This is a genomic window from Streptomyces sp. NPDC059874 (assembly GCF_042731135.1).
Taxonomy (GTDB): domain Bacteria; phylum Actinomycetota; class Actinomycetes; order Streptomycetales; family Streptomycetaceae; genus Streptomyces.
This window is the reverse complement of record NZ_JBHWJY010000115.1, coordinates 1-20,042: the sequence shown is the minus strand read 5'-3', so window position 1 is coordinate 20,042 and position 20,042 is coordinate 1. Positions and strand designations below refer to the sequence as shown.

At 72.1% G+C, this 20,042-nt stretch carries 21 protein-coding genes; 9 read left to right on the top strand and 12 right to left on the bottom strand.

What is annotated here, in order from left to right; genetic code table 11:
* Positions 1-247: 247 nt before the first annotated feature.
* The 7 genes from ACFV9H_RS38155 to ACFV9H_RS38125 form a co-directional block, all read right to left on the bottom strand.
* A complete protein-coding gene (locus ACFV9H_RS38155; RefSeq protein ID WP_385407964.1) occupies positions 248-1,924 on the bottom strand; it encodes a dipeptide ABC transporter ATP-binding protein in 1,677 nt (558 codons plus the stop codon).
* A complete protein-coding gene (locus tag ACFV9H_RS38150; RefSeq protein WP_385407961.1) occupies positions 1,921-2,913 on the bottom strand; it encodes an ABC transporter permease in 993 nt (330 codons plus the stop codon). The genes ACFV9H_RS38155 and ACFV9H_RS38150 overlap by 4 nt, the downstream gene beginning before the upstream one ends.
* Positions 2,910-3,893 (bottom strand): ABC transporter permease, encoded by a 984-nt coding sequence (locus tag ACFV9H_RS38145; protein ID WP_385407958.1) that lies wholly within the window; start codon positions 3,891-3,893, stop codon positions 2,910-2,912. The genes ACFV9H_RS38150 and ACFV9H_RS38145 overlap by 4 nt, the downstream gene beginning before the upstream one ends.
* A complete protein-coding gene (locus ACFV9H_RS38140) occupies positions 3,890-5,623 on the bottom strand; it encodes an ABC transporter substrate-binding protein (RefSeq protein WP_385407955.1) in 1,734 nt (577 codons plus the stop codon). The genes ACFV9H_RS38145 and ACFV9H_RS38140 overlap by 4 nt, the downstream gene beginning before the upstream one ends.
* Before the next feature lie 164 nt (positions 5,624-5,787).
* A complete protein-coding gene (locus tag ACFV9H_RS38135; RefSeq protein ID WP_319729120.1) occupies positions 5,788-5,883 on the bottom strand; it encodes an Ms4533A family Cys-rich leader peptide in 96 nt (31 codons plus the stop codon).
* A gap of 56 nt (positions 5,884-5,939) precedes the next feature.
* Positions 5,940-7,298, bottom strand: coding sequence for a DUF3152 domain-containing protein (locus ACFV9H_RS38130; RefSeq protein ID WP_385407953.1), 1,359 nt, complete (start codon positions 7,296-7,298; stop codon positions 5,940-5,942).
* Between the two features lie 5 nt (positions 7,299-7,303).
* Complete coding sequence (locus ACFV9H_RS38125; protein WP_385407950.1) at positions 7,304-8,272, bottom strand: alpha/beta fold hydrolase; 969 nt, start codon at positions 8,270-8,272, stop codon at positions 7,304-7,306.
* A gap of 131 nt (positions 8,273-8,403) precedes the next feature.
* Between ACFV9H_RS38125 and ACFV9H_RS38120 the strand changes: the two genes are divergently transcribed.
* The 4 genes from ACFV9H_RS38120 to ACFV9H_RS38105 all read left to right on the top strand — a co-directional run bounded on the left by ACFV9H_RS38120 (position 8,404) and on the right by ACFV9H_RS38105 (position 10,201).
* Entirely contained in the window at positions 8,404-8,619 is a 216-nt protein-coding gene (locus tag ACFV9H_RS38120; RefSeq protein ID WP_385407948.1) for a hypothetical protein, read from the top strand.
* 126 nt (positions 8,620-8,745) lie between these two features.
* A complete protein-coding gene (locus ACFV9H_RS38115; protein WP_385407946.1) occupies positions 8,746-9,402 on the top strand; it encodes a TetR/AcrR family transcriptional regulator in 657 nt (218 codons plus the stop codon).
* A gap of 138 nt (positions 9,403-9,540) precedes the next feature.
* Complete coding sequence (locus ACFV9H_RS38110) at positions 9,541-9,768, top strand: DUF3107 domain-containing protein (protein WP_329379530.1); 228 nt, start codon at positions 9,541-9,543, stop codon at positions 9,766-9,768.
* A gap of 130 nt (positions 9,769-9,898) precedes the next feature.
* Positions 9,899-10,201 (top strand): hypothetical protein, encoded by a 303-nt coding sequence (locus ACFV9H_RS38105; RefSeq protein WP_385407944.1) that lies wholly within the window; start codon positions 9,899-9,901, stop codon positions 10,199-10,201.
* Between the two features lie 87 nt (positions 10,202-10,288).
* Here ACFV9H_RS38105 and ACFV9H_RS38100 read toward each other — a convergent pair whose 3' ends face one another.
* Entirely contained in the window at positions 10,289-11,047 is a 759-nt protein-coding gene (locus ACFV9H_RS38100) for a ferritin-like fold-containing protein (RefSeq protein ID WP_385407942.1), read from the bottom strand.
* 447 nt (positions 11,048-11,494) lie between these two features.
* Here ACFV9H_RS38100 and ACFV9H_RS38095 point away from each other — a divergent pair, with 447 nt between their 5' ends.
* The 3 genes from ACFV9H_RS38095 (at position 11,495) to ACFV9H_RS38085 (ending at position 14,755) form a co-directional block, all read left to right on the top strand.
* Positions 11,495-13,528 carry a DEAD/DEAH box helicase gene (locus tag ACFV9H_RS38095; RefSeq protein ID WP_385407940.1) on the top strand — a complete coding sequence of 678 codons (2,034 nt, stop codon included), beginning with the start codon at positions 11,495-11,497 and terminating at the stop codon, positions 13,526-13,528.
* A 121-nt stretch (positions 13,529-13,649) separates the two neighbouring features.
* Positions 13,650-14,504 carry an alpha/beta fold hydrolase gene (locus tag ACFV9H_RS38090; RefSeq protein ID WP_385407937.1) on the top strand — a complete coding sequence of 285 codons (855 nt, stop codon included), beginning with the start codon at positions 13,650-13,652 and terminating at the stop codon, positions 14,502-14,504.
* A 98-nt stretch (positions 14,505-14,602) separates the two neighbouring features.
* Positions 14,603-14,755, top strand: coding sequence for a hypothetical protein (locus ACFV9H_RS38085; RefSeq protein ID WP_385407935.1), 153 nt, complete (start codon positions 14,603-14,605; stop codon positions 14,753-14,755).
* Between the two features lie 66 nt (positions 14,756-14,821).
* Here the strand turns inward: ACFV9H_RS38085 and ACFV9H_RS38080 are convergent, their stop codons facing one another.
* From ACFV9H_RS38080 to ACFV9H_RS38065, 4 genes are all read right to left on the bottom strand, one after another.
* On the bottom strand, positions 14,822-15,427 hold the full coding sequence (locus ACFV9H_RS38080; RefSeq protein WP_385407933.1) for a MarC family protein: 606 nt from the start codon (positions 15,425-15,427) through the stop codon (positions 14,822-14,824).
* 97 nt (positions 15,428-15,524) lie between these two features.
* Entirely contained in the window at positions 15,525-16,388 is an 864-nt protein-coding gene (locus ACFV9H_RS38075; RefSeq protein ID WP_385407930.1) for a PHP domain-containing protein, read from the bottom strand.
* A 72-nt stretch (positions 16,389-16,460) separates the two neighbouring features.
* Positions 16,461-17,105, bottom strand: a complete 645-nt coding sequence (locus tag ACFV9H_RS38070; protein ID WP_385407928.1) for a DUF6758 family protein — start codon at positions 17,103-17,105, stop codon at positions 16,461-16,463.
* Between the two features lie 69 nt (positions 17,106-17,174).
* A complete protein-coding gene (locus ACFV9H_RS38065) occupies positions 17,175-17,759 on the bottom strand; it encodes a suppressor of fused domain protein (protein ID WP_385407926.1) in 585 nt (194 codons plus the stop codon).
* Positions 17,760-18,139: 380 nt separating this feature from the next.
* Here ACFV9H_RS38065 and ACFV9H_RS38060 point away from each other — a divergent pair, with 380 nt between their 5' ends.
* Positions 18,140-19,255, top strand: coding sequence for a magnesium and cobalt transport protein CorA (locus ACFV9H_RS38060; RefSeq protein WP_385407925.1), 1,116 nt, complete (start codon positions 18,140-18,142; stop codon positions 19,253-19,255).
* 42 nt (positions 19,256-19,297) lie between these two features.
* Entirely contained in the window at positions 19,298-19,810 is a 513-nt protein-coding gene (locus ACFV9H_RS38055; RefSeq protein ID WP_385407923.1) for a hypothetical protein, read from the top strand.
* Positions 19,811-20,042 lie beyond the last annotated feature (232 nt).

The following is a 20,042-nucleotide window of genomic DNA, read 5'->3' as shown; positions in this document are numbered from 1 at the left end:
TTCCTTTTTTTTGCCCCCCCCCCTGGCCGCCCCCCCCCCTCCCCCATTCCCGGGGGGCCCGTCTGGTTCCCCCCCCCCGCCGGGGTAAAACACCCCGTTTTTGGCGCCGGGGGGGGGGGCGGTGCGCCCGCCCCGCCACCGGAAGGGGTGAAGAGTCGTAACTTTCCCCTTCGGTTCGCGTTCGAGCACGCTAGGAAGAGCGTGGAGCCCTGGTGCCGTGACCGGAAAGCTTCACCGGGTCACAGCTCTAGGCCGTCTCCGCGAACACCTCCCGCCGTGACGAGCGCCGACGCTCGGCGAGCTCCGGGTCCAGTGCCGGTACGGCGGCCAGCAGTTGCCGGGTGTAGGTGTGGGCGGGGCGGTCGTAGACCTCGTCGACCGGGCCCTCTTCCACGACCTGGCCGGCGTACATGACGGCGACGCGGTCACTGACCTGCCGGACCACCGCCAGGTCGTGCGCGATGAAGACCAGCGCGATGCCGAGCTCCCGCTGGAGCTCCGCCAGGAGGGCGGTGACCTGGGCCTGTGTGGTGACGTCGAGGGCGGAGACCGGCTCGTCGCAGACGATCAGCCGGGGCCGCGGCGCGAGGGCCCGCGCGATGCCCACCCGCTGGCGCTGCCCGCCGCTGAACTCGTGCGGGTACCGGTCGTAGTGCCCGGCCTCCAGCCCGACGCGGAGCAACAGCTCCTCGACCCGGGCCCGCACGCCGGCCCGGTCCCGCTCCCCGGCCGCGCGCAGCGGGTCGGCGATGGACTCGCCGATGGAGCGGCGCGGGTTGAGGGAGGACACCGGGTCCTGGAACACCATCTGCGCGCCCCGCGCGATCCCCCTCACCTCGACACCCTCGTGCCGCACCTGGCCCGAGCTGGGATCCAGCAACCCGACGAGCATCCGCCCGAGCGTGCTCTTGCCGCTCCCGCTCTCCCCGACGATCCCCAGCGTCTCCCCCGCGGACACGGCGAGCGACACCCCGGCCACGGCGTCCACCCGCCGCTTCCCCCGCCCGAACTCCCTCCGCAGCGAAAAGGCTTCAACGACGGGCACATCCAGCCCCGCCGGCGTTTGAGGCGCGGGGTCCGGGGCGGAGCCCCAGGACACGGCGCCGCTCCCGGCCACGGACACCGGCCCGTCCAGCCTCGGCACCGACGCCAGCAGGGCCCGCGTGTACGGGTCGGCCGGCGTCGAGAGGACCGAGCCCACCGCCCCCCGCTCCACGACGTGGCCACCCCGCATGACCAGCAGTTCCTCCACGCTCTCCGCCGCCACCCCCACGTCGTGGGTGACCAGCAGCAGCCCCAGCCCCCTCTCCTCCCGCAGTTCGTGGAGCAGGTCCAGGATCTGCGCCTGGACGGTGACGTCCAGCGCGGTGGTCGGCTCGTCCGCGATCAGCAGCCGCGGCTCGCACGCCAACGCCATGGCGATCAGCGCCCGCTGCCGCATGCCGCCGCTGAACTCGTGCGGCCGCGCACGCGCGCGGCGTACCGCGTCGGGGATGCCCACCCGCTCCAGTACCTCGACGGCCCGCGCCCGCGCGGCCCGTCGGGAGACGTCCGCGTGGATCCGGTGGACCTCTGCGATCTGGTCGCCGATGGCGTGGTACGGGTCCAGGGAGCTGAGCGGGTCCTGGAACACCATGGCGGCGGTCCCCCCGCGCAGCCGGCGCAGCTCCGCCCCCGAGGCGGCGGCCACGTCCGTGCCGCCCACCCGGACGGTGCCGCCGAGCCTGGCGCCCGTACCCCGGTGCAGGCCCAGCAGCGCGGCCGCCACGGTGGACTTGCCGCTGCCGGACTCCCCTACGATGCCCAGCGCGCGGCCCGCTTCCAGCGTGAAGGAGACCCCGTCCACGGCCCGTGGGTGCTCACCCGGCGCGCCGACCGGGAACTCGACGGTGAGGTCGTCGACCTCCACCAGCAACTCCGTCATGCGAGGGCCACCCTTCGGTCCGCCACGGCGTACAGCACGTCGGCGATCGCGCCCGCGAGGACCACGGCCGCGCCGATGGACAGGACGATGCCCACGACGACCGGCAGGTCCACGATCTTCACGCCGTCCATCAGCGTCTTGCCGAGTCCGGGGATCCCGAACAACGACTCCGTCAGCACCGCGCCGCCGATCATCGTGCCAAAGTCCACGGCGCTGAGCGCGATCACGGGGGCGACCGCCCCGCGCACCGCGTGCCGGGTGACGATGGCCCGCTCCCCCACCCCGTAGGCGCGGAAGGTCCGGATGTGGTCCTCGGCGAGCGTCTCCAGGGTTGAACTCCGGGTGAGCCGGGCGTACTTGGCGCTCTCGAAGAGGCCGAGCGTCAGCCACGGCAGCAGCAGGTTCCAGGCCCACTGCTCGGGGTCCTCGCTCAGCGGCACGTAGGTCGGGAACGGCAGCCATTGCAGGTACGCGCAGACCACCATGAGCAGCAGCAGTCCGAGGATGAAGACGGGGGTACCGGTCCCGGCGAGGGTGAGGACGGTCAGCGCGCGCTCGGTGATCCCGCCGCGCCGCAGTGCGGAAAGCAGCCCGGTGCCGACTCCGACGACCAGCCAGATCACCAGCGCGCCCAGCGCGAGCGACAGGGTGGCGGGCAGCCGGTCCAGGATCAGCGCGGTGACCTGCTGGTCGTTGCGGTACGAGAAGCCGAGGCAGGGCGCGTCGCAGTGCAGTACGAGCCCGGCGCCTCCGGAGTGGTCGCGGCCCAGCACCAGCCCCTGGAGGAAGTGCAGGTACTGCATGACCAGGGGTTCGTTCAGCCCGATCCGTTCCCGCACCTGGGCGATCTGCGCCGGGTTGCAGCGCTCTCCGCAGGCGAGGCGCGCGGGGTCGCCGGGGGCGACGTAGAAGAGGGCGTAGACGACGACGGACAGGGTGAGGAGCACGAGCAGTGCCCCACCGAGCCGTTTGAGCACGAAGAAGGTCACGTCGTGCGCTCCTTTCTGGTGCCGACCCGCAGGCGCGAGCCTTCGCGCGGGTCGAGTGCCGTGCGGACCGCGTCGCCGAGCACGGTGAAGGCGAGCACGGTGACGAAGAGCAGCCCGGCGGGGAGCAGGACGTACATGGGGTCGGCGCGGAACCAGGTCTGGGCGCTGGACAGCATCTGGCCCCAGGAGGGGGTGGGGGGCTTCACGCCGACCCCGAGGAAGGACAGCGATGCCTCGACCACCATGGCGGTGGGCACCTTGATCGCGGCGAACGTGATGACCGGCGCGGCCAGTGAGGGCAGCAGTTCGCGGCGGGCGATCCGCAGGTTTCCGTTGCCGGCCAGCCGGGCGGCGTCCACGAAGTCCAGGCCGCGCAGGGCGAGCGTCTGGGCGCGCACCATCCGGGCGATGCCGCCCCAGTCGAGCAGCCCGATGATCAGGATCAGCAGCAGCGGGCGCGGGAAGTCGGCCGGGACGACGGCGGTGAGGGCGATACCGAGCACCAGCATGGGCAGCGCGATCATCACATCGGTCAACCGGCCGATGACCTGGCCGACGAAGCGGTTGCCGAGCGCGGCGGCGAGTCCGGCGCTCACCCCGACGACGACCTGCACGGCGGTGGCGCCGAGTGCGACGAGGAGGGAGATCCGCGCGCCGTACACGAGCCGGGTGAACAGGTCCCGGCCGGTGCCGGGTTCGACGCCGAGCCAGTGGTCGGCGGAGACCCCGCCGAAGGAGCCGTACGGGACCCCGCCACGAGCCGAGTCCACGAGCTCGTCGTGGTAGGCGTTGGGGTCCTGTCCGCTGATGTGGGCGAGCAGCGGCGCCGCGAGGGCGAGAAGGACGAGCAGCGCCAGGACGCCGGCGGCCAGGGCGGCCGAGGGCCGTCGGCGCAGTCGGCGCCAGACCCGGCGCGCGGAGCCCGCGCCCGGGGTGGTGATCCCGGGCGCGGACACCGACTGTTGGGCTACGGAGCTCACTTGACCGCGACCTGCGAGATGTCGAGGACGCCGGTCCAGTCGCTGATGACGACGTTCTTCACGTCCTTGCCGACGAGCCGCTTGTAGACCGGGTGGAAGAGCGGCACGTCCAGCGCCTGCTCGCCGATCTTCTTGTCGAGGGCGCCCCAGCGCTTGGCGGCGGCCGCCGTGTCGGTCAGCTTGGCGATCTCGTCGATCTCGGCGTTCACGGCCGGGTCGTCGAGCTGGGCGTGGTTGTAGTTGGAGCCGTTGGTCACGATCTGCCGGCCGTCGAAGATCGGCGCGAGGAAGGGCCCGCCGGACGGCCAATCGGCGCCCCAGCGGGAGAGGAAGAAGCCGGGGGTGTTCTTGGCGTCCCAGCGGCGCTGGTTGAAGGCGTTGCCCTCCAGCCCCTCCAGCTTGACGGTGATCCCGGCGGCGGCGAGGGCCTGCTGCACGGCGGTGGCGACCTCGGGGCTGGTCTGCCGGTTCTGCGCGTTGGAGTGGGTGAGGGTGATGGTGAGGCCGTCGGGGTAGCCGGCCTCCTTCAGCACCTCCTTGGCCTTGGCCGGGTCGCCGGTCTTGCCCGCCGGGAAGTGGTCGTAGGCCAGGTGGCCGAAGGCCTCGTGCTCGGGCAGGAAGGTGGTGGCGGGCTCGGCCAGCGCGGAGCCGCCCGCCGCGTTGATGACGCTGGTGCGGTTGATGGCGTGGGAGACGGCCTGGCGGACCTTCGGGTTGTCGAAGGGGGCCACCTTCGGGTTGAAGGCCAGGTAGTTGATGTAGCCGAAGTGGCCGGTGCCGACGCGCGCCGCCAGCTCCTTGTTGTCCCCGATCTGCGCGAGCTCGGCCGGCCCGAGGTTGGTGTCGGTGGTGATGGCGGCCGCGTCGGGGCCGGAGCCGGTGGTCAGGCGCTGGTTGATGACCGCGGCGTCGAGTCCGGCGCGGACGTCGATCAGGTCCGGGTAGGCCTTGCGCTCGTCGTCGGTCTTCTGGTCCCAGTGCTCGTTGCGCTCCAGGGTGAGGTGTTCGCCGTCGTTCTCGTTCTTGACGACCTTGTACGGGCCGGAGGAGATCGGGTGCTCCTCGTACTTGACTCCGGTGTCCTTGGCCTTGGGGACGGGTGCGAACTGGGTCTGGGTGGCGACGAAGGGGAAGTCGCCCTGGGGCTTGCGCAGTTTGAAGGTGATCGTCTTCGTGTCGGGGACGACGATCGAGTCGAGTCCCTTGCCGTCCTTGTACGGGCCCTCGTAGGTGTCCCCGCCGACCAGCCAGTCCCGCAGGTACGGGGCTCCGCCCGACAGTTCGGCGGCGAAGGACCGCTCGATGCCGTACTTGATGTCGGCGGTGGTGATCGGGGAGCCGTCCTCGTACTTCAGCCCGTCCTTGAGGGTGTACGTCCACTCGGTGGCGTCGGCGTTGGGTTTGCCGAGGTCGGTGGCGAGGTCGGGCACGACCTTGGCGCCGGGTGCGCCGGACTCGCGGTTGCGGGTGGTCAGCGTACGGAAGACCAGCGAGGGGACGTTCCCGCCGCCCGAGGTGTAGAGCCGGGCCGGGTCGAAGTCCTCCTGCGGCTCGTTGTTGAGGACGGTGAGGGTGCCGCCCTTCTGCGGTGCGCCGGCGGGGCCCGCCTTGTCGCCTGCGCCCGCCTTGTCCGCACCGTCCTTGGGCCCGCAGGCCGCGGCGCCCCCGGCCAGTACGAGGCTGACGGCGACCGCGGCCACGCGGCGCGATATCTGGGCATGACGGAGCATCGGAAAGGAACCTCTCGGCGTGAAGGAAGGGAGGAGCGGCCACGCGAGGGGCAGCGATCGGCGACGGAGCCGAAAGGGCTCCGAGACGGGAGAAGCCGCGCCCGCGGGCATACGTACACCCGGGCGCGGCGGAGCTGTGGAAAGGTCGCGGCGCTTGCGGGCAGTCAGCGACAGAAGATGTCGGCCACGCTGTGCGCGGTCACACCAAGCAGCGCCAGCTCAATGGCGGCGCTCGCGGTCATGGTGTGGTGCTGCGACATGCGGAGAACGATTGCCGATGATCGGACGGATTGTCAACGCCCTTCGGCGTGGCACGTCAAGTGCCGGGGAACACCCAGGGGTTGGGCTTGCACTGGATTCCGTCGATGTCGAGGGACTTGGTCTGCTGCTGCATGATCGGGGCGAGCGCGCCGGGCGTCTTGCAGTTCACGTGCCCGTGTCCGAGGCGGTGGCCGACCTCGTGGTTGATGAGCATCTGGCGGTAGCTGAACATCTGCTCGGGGCCGTACGTCGGCGATCCCTGCGCCCAGCGGAACGCGTTGATCATCACCCGCTCGGTGGACGCGGAGTCGCAGGAGACGTTGTCGATGGTCGTGTCCAGGCCGGACTTGGAGCACCACTTGCCGGTGGTCCCCGGGCTGGCGAGGGTGATCACGAAGTCGGCGGTGCCGCCGGGCACCCGCTCGAAGGTCATCGCGCCGCCGTGGCCCCAGCTGCGGTCGTCGTTGAGGGTGCGGTGGACGGCCTCGGCGAAGAGGGCCGGGTCCAGGCCGAGGCCCTGCTCGACGTCGACGCGGTAGCGCACGAGCCTGCCCTTGCCGGGGGCCTTGGCGACGCCGGGCACGGTGTCGAAGGTGCCGGGGCCGGTGAGCTTCGCGTCGATCGGCAGCTGTTGGGCCATCTTCTGCTCGTACGTCGGCTCCGGCGCCGCGGCCGAGGCCTCGGGGGCGGCGACGGGAGTCTGCGGCGTCGGGCTGTTGGCGGCGTTGTCGGCCGGGGCCTTGGCGGGGGCGGCGAGCGGGCCCGGCTTCGCGGCGTCGCCCTCCGAGGTGACCTGGACCGCGACGACGACGGCGAGGACGGTGGTGACGGCCGCGGCGGCCATGCCGGTGTACGTACGGACCTTCAGGCCGCGGCCGGATCCGGGGCGCTCGGCCTCGGGGGCCGTGGGCTCGACGGGTTTGCGCGGCCCGGGCACGCGTACCTTGCGGTGCGCGCCGGTGGAGGTGACCGGGTCCAGTGAGGGAACCGGCGGGGGCATCGGCACCGGCGCGGGTGCGGGAGCAGGCGCGGGTGGCGCGAGGGTGACCTGCGGGAAGCCGACCGCGGGGGTGCCGAAGGCGGGGGTGTCGGTGTCCAGGAGGGCGGTGGGCGCGGCGCCGCGGGTGCGCGGCACTCCGCGCCAGTCCCCGTACTGGGAGGCCGAGTCGGGGCCGGCGCCCCAGGCGCCGCCGGATTCGTGACTCTGGGGGTGTCCGCCGGCCCGCACGTCCTGGGAGACGTATCCCTGGTGGGTGACGGTGGGTTCGGGCCGGCGCCGTGCGCGCGGTTCCTCGAACTCGTACTGGTACCCGTACTCGTACTCGTACCCGAAGTGCTGCTCCGGGCGCGGCAGCGCGGGCGCCGGGGCGGGCGCCGGGGCAGGGGCGGGCTCCTTGCGACTATGTCGTCCCACGATCCTCAGCCCTTGCCGTCTTCGGTATCTCGCAGCAGCTCCCGGAAGGCGGCGGCCACCACCTCGGGGTACTCCATCATCGCCACGTGCCCGGCCTCGGGCAGCGTCAGCAGTCGCGAACCGCGGAAGGACGCGGCCGCCTTGCGCGCCATACGGTACGAGACCAGTTGGTCCCGGCCACCGTAGACGAGCAGGGTCGGGGCGAGCACCCGCTGTGCCTGGCGCCACAGACCGTGCTGCCCGCCCAGGGTGTAGGCGTCGACGATGCCGCGCGAGGAACGGGTCATGGCGTCCCAGAAGTACGGCAGGCCCATCCGCCGCTCCATCTCCGCGACGGCGGCCGCGAACCCCTCGGGACTCACCCGTGCGGGGTCTCCGTAACAGAGGCCCGTCACCCCTCGGGTGCGTTGTTCGGCGCTCATGCCCCGGGTCAGCCGGCTGAAGAGCGCGGCCACGCCGGGCACGGCGAGCAGCGCGGTCGGCACCGCGCTCTTCTGCACGCACAGCTCCGGCAGGGCGGGCGAGACCAGCGTCAGGGTGCGCACGAGGTCGGGCCGGACGGCCGCGACCCGGGTGGAGACGGCGCCGCCGAGGGAGTTCCCGAACAGGTGCACCGGGCCGCGTCCGGCGGCGTCGAGGTGGCGGATGACGGCGCGGGCGAACGCCGTCACGGAGTAGTCCCGGTCGGCGGGCGGCGGGGACCAGCCGAAGCCGGGCAGGTCGACGGCCTCGCCGTCGACGGTGTCCGCCAGCCGCTCCATGAGGGCCGACCAGTTCTGGGAGGAACCGCCGAGTCCGTGGACGAACAGCGCGGGCGGCAGGTCCGTGCGCAGCGGCGGGCGGACCCGGAGGTTGAGCTCCAGCCCGGGCAGCACGACGGTGCGCGCCTGCTCTCCTTCGGCCACCGGGGCGACTCCCACCAGGGAGGACAGCTCGGCGGTGGACCGTACGCCAGGCAGCTCGGTCGAAGACATGCGGGCAATGTTACGAGACGATCACGCCCGACTTCCTGTGTTCGCGGTCACAGATGTGTGGCGATCCGTATAGCGGGGTATCCGCGATCCTCCTAGGCTCATAGGTGAACCAAGGAAGCGAGGGCAGCGGCATGACTGTCGACCCTGCGGAGCCGGACACCTTCCGGAAGCAGTTCCCGGAGGTCGTGGACGCCGAGGCGCCCGAGGCGGACGTGGCGGAACAGCTGGCCGAGTTGCAGCCGGACGAGGACGACCCGGTCACCGGTCGGGAGCGGGGCGAGGCCGCCGACGGCGACGCCGCCGAGCAGGCCCGGGTGGTGCCGCTGGACGAGGACGACTACCGCTGACCAGCACATCCGACCGGTCCGTACCGCGAGAAAACTCGGCTTGAACCCTACAGATTCGGTTACCGAAAAGTACGATGGCGGCGCGGCGCATGGCGCACTGTGTTCTGAGAGAAAGTGGGAGGCGGCGTGACAGCCATCGAGCAGACCGAGGCAGCGCGTCCGCGGGGCACGCGACTGCCGCGCCGAGCCCGACGCAACCAGCTGCTGGGCGCGGCTCAGGAGGTTTTCGTCGCGCAGGGTTACCACGCGGCGGCGATGGACGACATCGCCGAGCGTGCCGGTGTGAGCAAGCCGGTGCTGTACCAGCACTTCCCCGGCAAGCTCGACCTCTACCTGGCGCTGCTGGACCAGCACTGCGAGTCGCTGCTGCTGGCCGTGCGGACCGCGCTCGCGTCGACGACGGACAACAAGCTGCGTGTGGCCGCCACGATGGACGCGTACTTCGCGTACGTGGAGGACGAGGGCGGCGCCTTCCGGCTGGTCTTCGAGTCCGACCTGACGAACGAGCCGGCGGTGCGCGAGCGCGTCGACCGCGTCTCGCTCCAGTGCGCCGAGGCCATCTCCGACGTCATCGCCGAGGACACCGGCCTGTCCAAGGACGAGTCGATGCTGCTGGCCGTGGGCCTGGGCGGCGTCTCGCAGGTCGTGGCGCGCTACTGGCTGTCCAGTGAGAGCCCGGTCGCCCGGGACACGGCGGTCGGCCTGCTGACCTCGCTGGCGTGGCGCGGCATCGCCGGCTTCCCGCTGCACGGCACGGAGGGCGGTCCCGCCGGACCGGCCTGACCGGCCCGCCCCGCCCGACCGGCCGCTGTTCGCTGCGAGCGTGTCCGGTCCGCGCGGTTCGCGTCCCCTCTCCGGGCTAATGTGGACCGCGTACGGCGCGGCTGATCGCGCGAAACGGACCGTCGGAGGGACAAAGCCGTGGAGGTCAAGATCGGCGTGCAGCACGCACCCCGGGAGATCGTGCTGGAGAGCGACCTGAGCGCCGAGGAGCTGGAGCGCATCGTCGCCGCCGCGCTGTCCGGCACGGAGCCGCTGCTGAGCCTCACCGACACCAAGGGCCGCAAGGTCCTGGTGCCGTCCGACCGCCTGTCGTACGTCGACCTGGGCGAGCCGGCCGCGCGCAAGGTCGGTTTCGGCGCGCTCTGAGGGGCGTTCCAGACGCACGGAGAACTGAGCGAAACGGCCCGGTGGTTGATTCCACCGGGCCGTTTCCCTTTCTTCCGCTTCGGGTAGGACGGCAGTGACCCGGTACATCCCGACGTGTGGGAGGGACTTCATGCTGCTGATGGAAGCGCTCGGCTCTGCTCTGCTGGGCCTCGCCCTGTCCGCGACAGCCGCGAGAGTGCTGACGAGGCGGCTGCCCTCCCCGAGAATCGTGCTGGTCAGCGGGGTGCTGGGCGCGCTGTTCGGGGCGTACCTGACGCACACCGCGCTGGGCCCCGGGCACAACACGCTGACGGCGACGTTCGTCGGCGCGGTGCTCGTGTCGGCGGTGGTCCTGTCGCTGCTGCTCCGTCCGGCCTCCGGGCCCCGCAGGCCGTCCCACAGGACTCCGTTTTCGCTCCCGTCGCGGGGCTGACGGCTGATCGCGTACGTACGAAGGCCCCGGCGCGCCGTGATGCGCGCCGGGGCCTTCGTTGCGTACGGGTACCGCGCGGGGTCGGGCTCAGGCCGCGAGGCCCAGGGCCGCCATCCGCTTGGTGTGGGCCTTGGTGATCCGGGTGAACATCTCGCCGACGGCCGCCAGGTCGAAGCCGGCCGCCATCCCGTCGACCCCGCCGACCAGCATGGTGGACAGCGCGTCGCGCTCCGCGACCACGCGCTGCGCCTGGGAGAGGGCTTCGCCCATCAGGCGGCGGGCCCACAGGGCGAGCCGGCCGCCGCAGCGCGGGTCCGCCTCGATCGCGGCGCGGACCTTCTCGACGGCGAAGTTGCCGTGGCCGGTGTCGTCCAGCACGCCGAGGACGAGCGCGCGGGTGTCGGTGTCCAGGTGGCTGGCGACCTCGCGGTAGAAGTCGCTGGCGATCGAGTCGCCGACGTACGCCTTGACCAGGCCCTCCAGCCAGTCCGACGGCGCGGTCTGGCGGTGGAAGTCGTCGACGCCCTTGGCGAAGGGCTCCATGGCGGCGGTGGGCTCGACCTCGATGGCGGCGAGCCGGTCGCGCAGGCGCTCGAAGTGGTGGAACTCGGCGGAGGCCATCGCGGCGAGCTCGGCCTTGTCGTCGAGGGTGGGCGCGAGCTTCGCGTCCTCCGCGAGGCGCTCGAAGGCCGCGAGCTCGCCGTACGCGAGCGCGCCGAGCAGGTCCACGACGGCGGCCCGGTACTGCGGCGAGGCGGAGGCCGTCGCCCAGTCCTGGGCGGAGATGCCCGCGGCTTCGGCGGGGGTGCTGTCGTCGGCGGGCGAGGCGTTTTCAACGGTCGACATGCTCCGCACAATAGCCCGCCGAAAGGCGCGCCAAGTCACCACACCTACTCACTGTCGGGACACCTAAACGCGCCTACCCGGTGAATTCACCCGACACACCTGCGCGAATCCGGGGTACAGTGGTAATGCGCCTGCCGGATACTCGGCGGGCCATCCGAATGAGGATGCCCGGTCGGTGGCCCGATCGGCTCCAACCGACCGCCCTCGGTGTGGTGCGTACGTTCATGCGTACCGCCTCCCACGAGGGGCCCCCTCAGCGGCAGATGCGCCTGAGCGAAGGCTAGTGGTCCCGCGCAGCTTCGTACGTAGCAGTACTGCAAGCACGGCACGGTACGACCCCCCTCGCCGCCTCGCGCCGCGTCTCACAGAAGAGGCAGCACCCTGACTACGTTCCGTGACCTCGGGATCTTTCCCGAGACCGCCGAAGCCCTTGAGGCCGTCGGCATCGTGTCCCCCTTCCCGATCCAGGAGATGACCCTCCCCGTCGCCCTTTCCGGCACGGACGTCATCGGCCAGGCCAAGACCGGAACCGGCAAGACGCTCGGTTTCGGCCTTCCGCTGCTGGAGCGGGTCACCGTCCCCGCGGACGTCGAGGCGGGCCGGGCCAAGCCCGAGCAGCTGACCGACGCCCCGCAGGCCCTCGTGGTGGTTCCGACCCGCGAGCTGTGCACCCAGGTCACCAACGACCTCCTCACCGCGGGCAAGGTCCGCAACGTCCGCGTCCTCGCCATATACGGCGGCCGCGCGTACGAGCCCCAGGTCGAGGCGCTCAAGAAGGGCGTCGACATCATCGTCGGCACCCCGGGCCGCCTGCTGGACCTGGCCGGGCAGAAGAAGCTCGACCTGTCGCACGTCCGGGCGCTCGTCCTGGACGAGGCCGACGAGATGCTCGACCTGGGCTTCCTGCCCGACGTCGAGAAGATCATGGCCTACCTGCCCCCGAAGCGTCAGACCATGCTGTTCTCGGCGACCATGCCGGGCGCGGTCATCGGCCTGGCCCGCCGGTACATGACGCAGCCGACGCACATCCGCGCCGTCTCCGAGGACGGCGAGGGCGCGACCGTCGCCAACATCGCGCAGCACGTCTTCCGCGCGCACAACATGGACAAGCCGGAGCTCGTCTCCCGCATCCTGCAGGCCGAGGGCCGCGGCCTGGCCATGATCTTCTGCCGTACCAAGCGCACGGCGGCCGACATCGCCGAGCAGCTGGAGAAGCGCGGCTTCGCCTCGGGCGCCGTCCACGGCGACCTGGGCCAGGGTGCGCGCGAGCAGGCGCTGCGCGCGTTCCGCAACGGCAAGGTCGACGTGCTGGTGTGCACCGACGTCGCCGCGCGCGGCATCGATGTCGAGGGTGTCACCCACGTCATCAACTACCAGACGCCGGAGGACGAGAAGACCTTCCTGCACCGTGTGGGCCGCACCGGCCGCGCGGGCAACAAGGGCATCGCCGTCACCCTGGTCGACTGGGACGACATCCCGCGCTGGCAGCTGATCAACAAGGCGCTGGAGCTGGACTTCCACGACCCGGTGGAGACGTACTCCACGTCCCCGCACCTGTACGAGCAGCTGAACATCCCGGCCGGCACCAAGGGCATCCTGCCGCGCGCCGAGCGCACGCGGGCCGGCCTGAAGGCCGAGGACCTCGAGGACCTGGGCGAGACCGGCGGCCGCGGTGGCCGTGGCGGCCGCGACCGCGGTCCGGCTGCCGCCGTGGTGACGGAGGAGCGCCCCGCGCGTACCCGTACGCCGCGTCAGCGTCGCCGTACCCGTGGTGGTGCGGAGCTGGGTGCCGAGGGCGCCGCCGCGACTCCCGTGGTCGAGGCTCCGGAGGCTCCGGCCGCCGACGAGCCGCGCAGGCCGCGCCGCCGCCGCACCCGTGTGGGCGCGGTGCCGGCCCAGGCCGTGGAGGCCACGCCGGTCGTCGAGGCCGCTCCGGTCGCCGCCGCCCCCGTGGTCGCGCCGGCCCCGGTCGTCGAGGCTCCGGTCGTCGAGGCGCCGGTCAAGGCGCGCCGCACCCGGACCCGCAAGGTCGTCGAGGCCGCTCCCGAGCCCGACTTCCAGATGGCGCCGCTCGCGGAGCCCGTCAGGGCCCCCCGCCGGCCGGTCCGCAAGGTCGTGACGGCTCCCGAGCCCGACTTCCAGATGGCCCCGCCCGTCGAGCCCGTCAAGGCCCGGCGCACCCGCAAGGTCGCGGCCGCCCCGGTGACCCCGGTCGCCGAGACCGCCGTCGTGGCGGAGGAGGCGCCGGTCAAGCCGAAGCGGACCCGTACCCGCAAGGTCGCCGAGGCCGCTCCGGTGACCCCGGTCGCCGAGGCCGTCGCCGTGGCCGAGGAGGCCCCGGTCAAGCCGAAGCGGACCCGTACCCGCAAGGTCGCCGAGGCCGCTCCGGTCGTCGCCGAGGCCGCCGCGGTGGCCGAGGAGGCTCCCGCCAAGCCGAAGCGCACGCGTACCCGCAAGGCCGCGGCCGCGCCGGAGGCGTAAGCGCCCCCGGTTCCCGTACCGCACCGATGGCCCCGGTCCCCTTTCGAGGGGGCCGGGGCCATCGGCGTACCCGGGCCCGGGCCCCGTCCCGCGCGGCCGTACGGGCCGGTAACCTCGGGCCATGAGCAAGCCGCCGCGCCTCACCCTGCCGTCCGTCGCCCGCGCGTACCGCCTGACCACCGCCCGCGGCGAGTTCGCCGTGCACGAGGCGGGTGAGCCCGCCCGGGGCACCGCCCTGCTGGTCCCCGGGTTCACGGGGAGCAAGGAGGACTTCATCGGCCTCCTGGCGCCGCTGGCCGCCGCCGGGTACCGGGTGGTCGCCGTCGACGGGCGCGGGCAGTACGAGAGCCCCGGCCCGCGCGAGGAGGCCCCGTACGCCCTGGAGGAGCTGGCACAGGACGTCCTCGCGCAGGCCGGGGCGCTGGGAGCGGGCCCGGTGCACCTGGTCGGCCACTCGCTCGGCGGGCTGATCTCGCGCGCCGCCGTGCTGCGCGACCCCGCGCCGTTCGCCTCGCTGACCTTGATGAGCAGCGGTCCGGCCGCGATCTCCGAGGAGCAGCAGGCGCGGACGAAGCTGCTGGTCGCCGCCCTGGAGGCGATGGGGCACGACATGCTGGGGATCTGGGCGGCGATGCGGGCCCATGACCCCGAGGACGCGGTCGCGGACTCCCCCGAGCTGGCGGGGTTCCTGCGCGAGCGGTGGCTGGCCACGGTGCCCGAGCAGCTGATCGTCACGGGCCGGGTGCTGATCTCCGAGCCCGACCGGGTGGACGAGCTGAGTCGGGTCGGGCTGCCGAAGCTGGTCCTGTCCGGTGAGGTCGACTACGCCTGGCCGGTCCCGCTGCTGGACGAGATGGCGCGAAGGCTGGGAGCGGAGCGGGTGGTCGTACCCGGCACGGAGCACTCGCCGAACGCCGAGTCGCCACAGGTCACGGCGGGCGCACTGGCCGCGTTCTGGGGCTCCGACACCCGCTAGTACTTAGCCAGCCAAAAAATTTCCTTAGCGTAGGGAATGATTGCGGCTTACCCTTCGTTAACCCTGTGCAAGGAGAACACCGACGAAGGGAGAAGCCCGTGCGCTTCGAGATTCTGCGCCTGGACGACGTCGACGGAACCGCCGTGGACAGCACCGTCGTGGACGCGGCCTCCGTCAACCGGATCGTGCAGCAGGCCGCAGCCGTCGGCCAGCGCATTTTGATCCGACCGGCCGAGAGCGCGTCCAACTGACGCCGCGCGCATACGTTCACGCCCCCGCACCGATCCCGGTGCGGGGGCGTTCGCATGTGCGGACCCTCAAGACCCGCGCACCACTTGGAGCACACCGTTGATGATCTGCTGCACGGCGATCGCGGAGAGCATCATTCCGGCGAGCCGCGTCACGAGGACGACGCCGCCGTCCTTGATGACCCGGATGATCACCAGCGAATAGCGCATGGTGACCCACAGCACGACGTGCATGGCGACGATGGCGGACCAGACGGAGACCTGACCGGCGACCCCGTCGGCCTTCTGCACCGCGAGGATGACGGACACGATCGCACCGGGGCCGGCCAGCAGCGGCATGCCGAGCGGGACGAGGGCCACGTTCACGTCCTTGGTCTGCTTCGGCTCATCGGTCTTGCCGGTGAGCAGGTCCAGCGCGATGAGCAGGAGCAGCAGACCACCGGCGATCATCAGCGCCGGAACGGAGACGTGCAGGTAGTCCAGGATCTGCTGGCCGCAGAGACCGAAGACCGCGATGACGCCGAAGGCCACGCAGACGGCCTGCCAGGCCATCCGGCGCTGCACCTTGGCGGGGCGCCCGGAGGTCAGGGCGAGGAAGATCGGCGTGATCCCCGGGGGGTCCATAATCACGAAAAGCGTGAGAAAGAGGGATCCGAAGACGGCGAAATCAAACACAGTGATGCCTTGCAGGTGAGGGGTGTCGCGAAATGGGGATATCGCGCAGAAGAGAAGAAGTGCGGGAGGGGTGAGCGGCAGGCCGAAAGGCCGCGGGTCAGCGCTCGCGTCCGCCGGCGCCGGGCACCGGGAAGGCCCCGGTCGCGCGACGCGTGATCTCGCCGTAGATCTCGGGGTCGGTCGTGTACTCCCCGAGGCGGCAGGTCTTGCGACTGCCGTGGTAGTCGCTGGACCCGGTGGTCAACAGTCCGAGGTCCGCGGCCAGGCCCCGGAGCCGGGCGCGGGTGTCCGCGTCGTGGTCCATGTGGTCCACCTCGATGCCGTCCAGACCCGCCGCCGCCAGCTCGGCTATCGCGGCCTCGGGCACGCATTCGCCGCGCTTGACGGCGAGGGGGTGCGCGAAGACGGTGACCCCGCCGGCCGCCTTGACCAGGCGGATGGCGTCGAAGGGGTCGAGCTCGTGCTTCTCGGCGTACGCGCGGCCGCCGTCGGCGAGCCACTCGGGCGTGAAGGCGTCCGACACGGTGGGCACGACGCCCAGCTCGACGAGGGCGGTGGCGATGTGCGGCCGCCCGACCGAGCCCGCACCGGCGATCCGGGCCACCTGCTCCCAGGTGACGTCCACGCCGAGGTCCCGGAGCTTGCCGACCATGGTCTGCGCACGGGGGGTCCGGTCGTCCCGGACGAGCTCCCGCTCGCGGGCGAGCTCCGGCTCCTCGGGGTCGAAGAGGTACGCCAGCATGTGCATCCCGACCCCGTCGAGGCGGCAGGACAGCTCGGCCCCGGTGACCAGGGTCAGCCCGGCCGGCACCGCGGCGATGGCCTCGGCGTACCCGCCGACGGTGTCGTGGTCGGTCAGCGCGACCACGTCCAGCCCGGCGGCCGCGGCATTGCGCACCAGCTCGGCGGGGGTGTCCGTACCGTCGGAGGCCGTGGAGTGGGCGTGCAGGTCGATGCGCACAGCCGAGCTCCATGGGTCGTACGGACGGGGGGTCACTCCAGGATAACCGGGCCCCGAGCAGCACAAGGCCGTCTACGTCGGCTTGAGGATGCGCGGGCTGAGGGCCCCGCAAGGAAGGAGCTCGACCTCGGCTCCCGCGTCGCGGAGGTCGGTGAGGACGAGCTCGTCGTACATGAGGAGGCCGGTCTGCTCCGGCCAGACGATCGCCCAGAGCCACAGGCCCCGGGCCTCGCCGGCGAAGACGGCCCGGTCGTCGGGGGCCCCGTTCAAGTGCCACAGGGGGGTCGGGCGGCCCGCCGCCACGACCTTGGCGTGGGGCGGCGCCGATACGTTGATGTGCGCGCCGGGGTCGGGCCCGTCGATGCCCGCGTACCGGGCGCCGAGGCCTACTCCGAGCTCCTCCGCGACCAGTACCAGCTCGCCGATGCCGCCCAGCGGACCGGGCCCCGAGCAGGCCACGGCCGTCGCCCGGCCCCCGCTGCGGTCGTCGCCGGCGGAGGCGATCCCCGTGAACAGCCACCCCACCGGCAGCGGCCAGGGCATCCACACCGGCACCTGTGCCCGGTGCACCACGACGCTCAGGGCCTCCACGCTGGGCGGGATGACGGGTTGCAGGGGGTGGACAGTGCCGTGCACGTCGCACTGCCAGGAGTCGGAGAAGAGTCCGGGCGCCCTGACCCGGCCACCGCACTTCGGGCAAGTTGGTTCACCCCTCATAAGAAGCCACGCTCCTCTCCGCCCGCCCGCCCGTCAAGGCTGGCTCACCCATCCGGGCAGCCGGTCGGGTCAGTCGAGTGCGACCGCGCTGCGCAGTGGGTCCCGCAGATCGGTGCCGCGGGCCAGCCAGCGTTCCTGGAGGGCCGCCGCGCCGTGGACGCGCTTCCAGGCGGCCTCGTTGGCGGTCATCGGAAGAAGGGGAAGGAAGCGAACCGGGTCCATGGGCTCGTCCAGTTCCAGGTCCTCCACCAGGCCCCCCGGTTCGGCCACGAGGACGGAGCTGAAGGCGGCCCCGTCCCACAGCGGTTCGCCGACGTCGAGCGAGGCGCCGGGGGCCACGATCAGGCCCTCGACCTGGGGGGAAGCGGCCAGCACGGCGAGCGGCCGGAGCAGCTTGTCGGTGGGCGCGATGCCTCCTCGTACGGTCAGCACCAGCTCGGCGCGCGGCCCGCGGACGGGGTCGGCGACGACGTCGGTCGGATCGGTCATGGGGTGCGCGGACATCCCGAGGGTCGCGTACCGCACGAGGTCGCCCTCGGCGAAGCGGAGTACCTCGATGCGGTCGGTGCCCAGGAAGGTGACGGCGGCGCGGGCGTCGGGTTCGCCGAACGCGGTGCGCAGCCAGGCCTCGACGAGGGCCAGAATTTCTGCCATGGAGCGAGCATAGAACTCGTATCAGCCGGGTAAAGGGCGGGTCTTGACCATCCGTCGGCTGATAGTGTTGAAAGCTGGTTCAGGCCGCACACAGAAGCATGTTCGAGGCTCTGGACGACAGGACGTCCCTCACGGGGGACCGGCCGGAGGAGGTGGGGCTGCGATGGATCGAAGTCGATCGTGCAGTACCAATCGCTCTTCCGCTCCCATGACGGGCGCTTCCCGCCCCCTGTGATCTTTTGATCAGTAGAAGAGCGACGGCAGAACGTTCTTGTCCTCCCGTCCTGTTCCTTCCGCCTTTGCCCGGGCCTGCCCGGCCGCGCCCCGCGGAAGGCCTCCCACCCGTACGGTCCGCAGCCGTGCGTGCGAAGGAGCCTGCGATGTCGATGCTGCCCTACCTGCGTGCGGCCGTCCGCCCGTCGCTGCGCAAGTCCACTCCCGTACAGCCCGGCTATGACGCCACCCGCGACCCGTCGGCGAGCAGCGCCGTGGTCGACTGCGCCGTGTACCGCGACGGCCGGCGCGTGCAGGGGCCGGTCTGTCTGACGCCCCGTGAGGCGATCCGCCGGGTGCGCGAGGACGGCGGTTTCGCGTGGATCGGCCTGCACGAGCCGACCGAGGCCGAGTTCGCCGGGATCGCCGCGACCTTCGGGCTGCACCCGCTGGCCGTGGAGGACGCGGTCCACGCGCACCAGCGGCCGAAGCTGGAGCGGTACGACGACACCCTCTTCACCGTCTTCAAGACGATCCACTACGTGGACCACGCCGAACTGACCTCCACCAGCGAGGTGGTGGAGACCGGCGAAGTGATGTGCTTCACCGGCCCCGACTTCGTCATCACCGTCCGGCACGGCGGCCAGGGCTCCCTCAAGGGCCTGCGCCACCGCCTCCAGGACGACCCGGACCTCCTCTCCAAGGGCCCCTCGTCGGTCCTGCACTCGATCGCCGACCACGTCGTGGACGGGTACATCGCGGTCGCGGCGGCCGTACAAGACGACATCGACGAGGTGGAGAGCGCTGTCTTCGCCGCCCCCGCCAAGGGCAGCACGCGCGGCGGTGACGCGGGCCGGATCTACCAGCTCAAGCGCGAGGTGCTGGAGTTCAAGCGGGCCGTCGCCCCCCTGCTGCGCCCCATGGAACTGCTCAGCGAGCGCCCCATGCGGCTGGTCGACCCGGACATCCAGAAGTACTTCCGGGACGTCGCCGACCACCTGGCCCGGGTCCACGAGCAGGTCGTCGGCTTCGACGAGCTGCTGAACTCGATCCTCCAGGCCAATCTCGCGCAGGCGACGGTCGCCCAGAACGAGGACATGCGCAAGATCACCTCGTGGGCGGCGATCATCGCCGTGCCGACGATGATCTGCGGGGTGTACGGGATGAACTTCGAGCACATGCCCGAGCTCCACTGGAGGTACGGCTACCCGATGGTGATGGCCGCCATCGTCGGCACCTGCTTCACCATCCACCGCGCGCTACGGCGGCACGGCTGGCTGTAGGGCCCCGGCGGCGCTGCCGCTCGCCTCCCCTACTCTGTGCGCATGACTCTCAGCACGCTCGACCTGGCCCTCGTCGAGGAGGCCACCAAGAAGTCCGGCCTGATCTGGGTCCGCGGCACCGGGGCGGACCGCGCCCTGTGGCACGCCTGGGTGGACGGCGCGGCCCACGTGCTGGGCGACGGGCCCGGCGAGCAGCCCTTCCCTGGACTGGCGGACGGGGCGGCGGCCGAGGTGACCGTGCGGAGCAAGGACAAGGGCGGCCGGCTGGTCGCCTGGACGGCGACCGTACGAGAGCTCCCGCCCCGCGGCGAGGAGTGGGCGGCGGCGGTCGCCGAGCTCAAGGGCAAGCGGCTGAACGCGCCCGACTCGGAGGACATGACCGAGCGTTGGGCGCGCGAGTGCCGGCTGCTCCGCCTGGAGCCGCAGGCACTCGGCACCCTCCCGGGCGGCTCCCTGGCCGCGCCCCCACTCGCCTCCCCGGCGATCACCCGCCGGCCGATGCCGGCACACCTGCCGAAGCTGCTGCTGAAGCGCAAGAAGTCCACCCGCGGCTGAGACGCCGCCAGGAGCCGAAGCCAGGCGTCTGGGTGGGTCGTCCCCCCAGGCCCACCCTGGCCAGTGCCCCCGACCCAGCCGGAGCCACGCGTGTGGCCTGTCGTCCTCCCAAGCCCCACCCGGGCCAGTGCCCAGCGGCCCCGCCGGGGTCGGGTGTGCGTCGGGGCGTCCCCGCAGGGCGTCGAACGCAACCACCCTCGGCCCTCCGACCCCTGGAAACGTTCGACGCCCG

Coding starts and splice junctions, on each gene's coding strand:
- ACFV9H_RS38155 (WP_385407964.1), bottom strand. CDS start 1,924: ATGACGGAGTTGCTGGTGGAGGTCGACGACCTCACCGTCGAGTTCCCG.
- ACFV9H_RS38140 (WP_385407955.1), bottom strand. CDS start 5,623: ATGCTCCGTCATGCCCAGATATCGCGCCGCGTGGCCGCGGTCGCCGTC.
- ACFV9H_RS38135 (WP_319729120.1), bottom strand. CDS start 5,883: ATGTCGCAGCACCACACCATGACCGCGAGCGCCGCCATTGAGCTGGCG.
- ACFV9H_RS38125 (WP_385407950.1), bottom strand. CDS start 8,272: ATGTCTTCGACCGAGCTGCCTGGCGTACGGTCCACCGCCGAGCTGTCC.
- ACFV9H_RS38120 (WP_385407948.1), top strand. CDS start 8,404: ATGACTGTCGACCCTGCGGAGCCGGACACCTTCCGGAAGCAGTTCCCG.
- ACFV9H_RS38105 (WP_385407944.1), top strand. CDS start 9,899: ATGCTGCTGATGGAAGCGCTCGGCTCTGCTCTGCTGGGCCTCGCCCTG.
- ACFV9H_RS38100 (WP_385407942.1), bottom strand. CDS start 11,047: ATGTCGACCGTTGAAAACGCCTCGCCCGCCGACGACAGCACCCCCGCC.
- ACFV9H_RS38090 (WP_385407937.1), top strand. CDS start 13,650: ATGAGCAAGCCGCCGCGCCTCACCCTGCCGTCCGTCGCCCGCGCGTAC.
- ACFV9H_RS38070 (WP_385407928.1), bottom strand. CDS start 17,105: ATGAGGGGTGAACCAACTTGCCCGAAGTGCGGTGGCCGGGTCAGGGCG.
- ACFV9H_RS38065 (WP_385407926.1), bottom strand. CDS start 17,759: ATGGCAGAAATTCTGGCCCTCGTCGAGGCCTGGCTGCGCACCGCGTTC.
- ACFV9H_RS38060 (WP_385407925.1), top strand. CDS start 18,140: ATGTCGATGCTGCCCTACCTGCGTGCGGCCGTCCGCCCGTCGCTGCGC.
- ACFV9H_RS38055 (WP_385407923.1), top strand. CDS start 19,298: ATGACTCTCAGCACGCTCGACCTGGCCCTCGTCGAGGAGGCCACCAAG.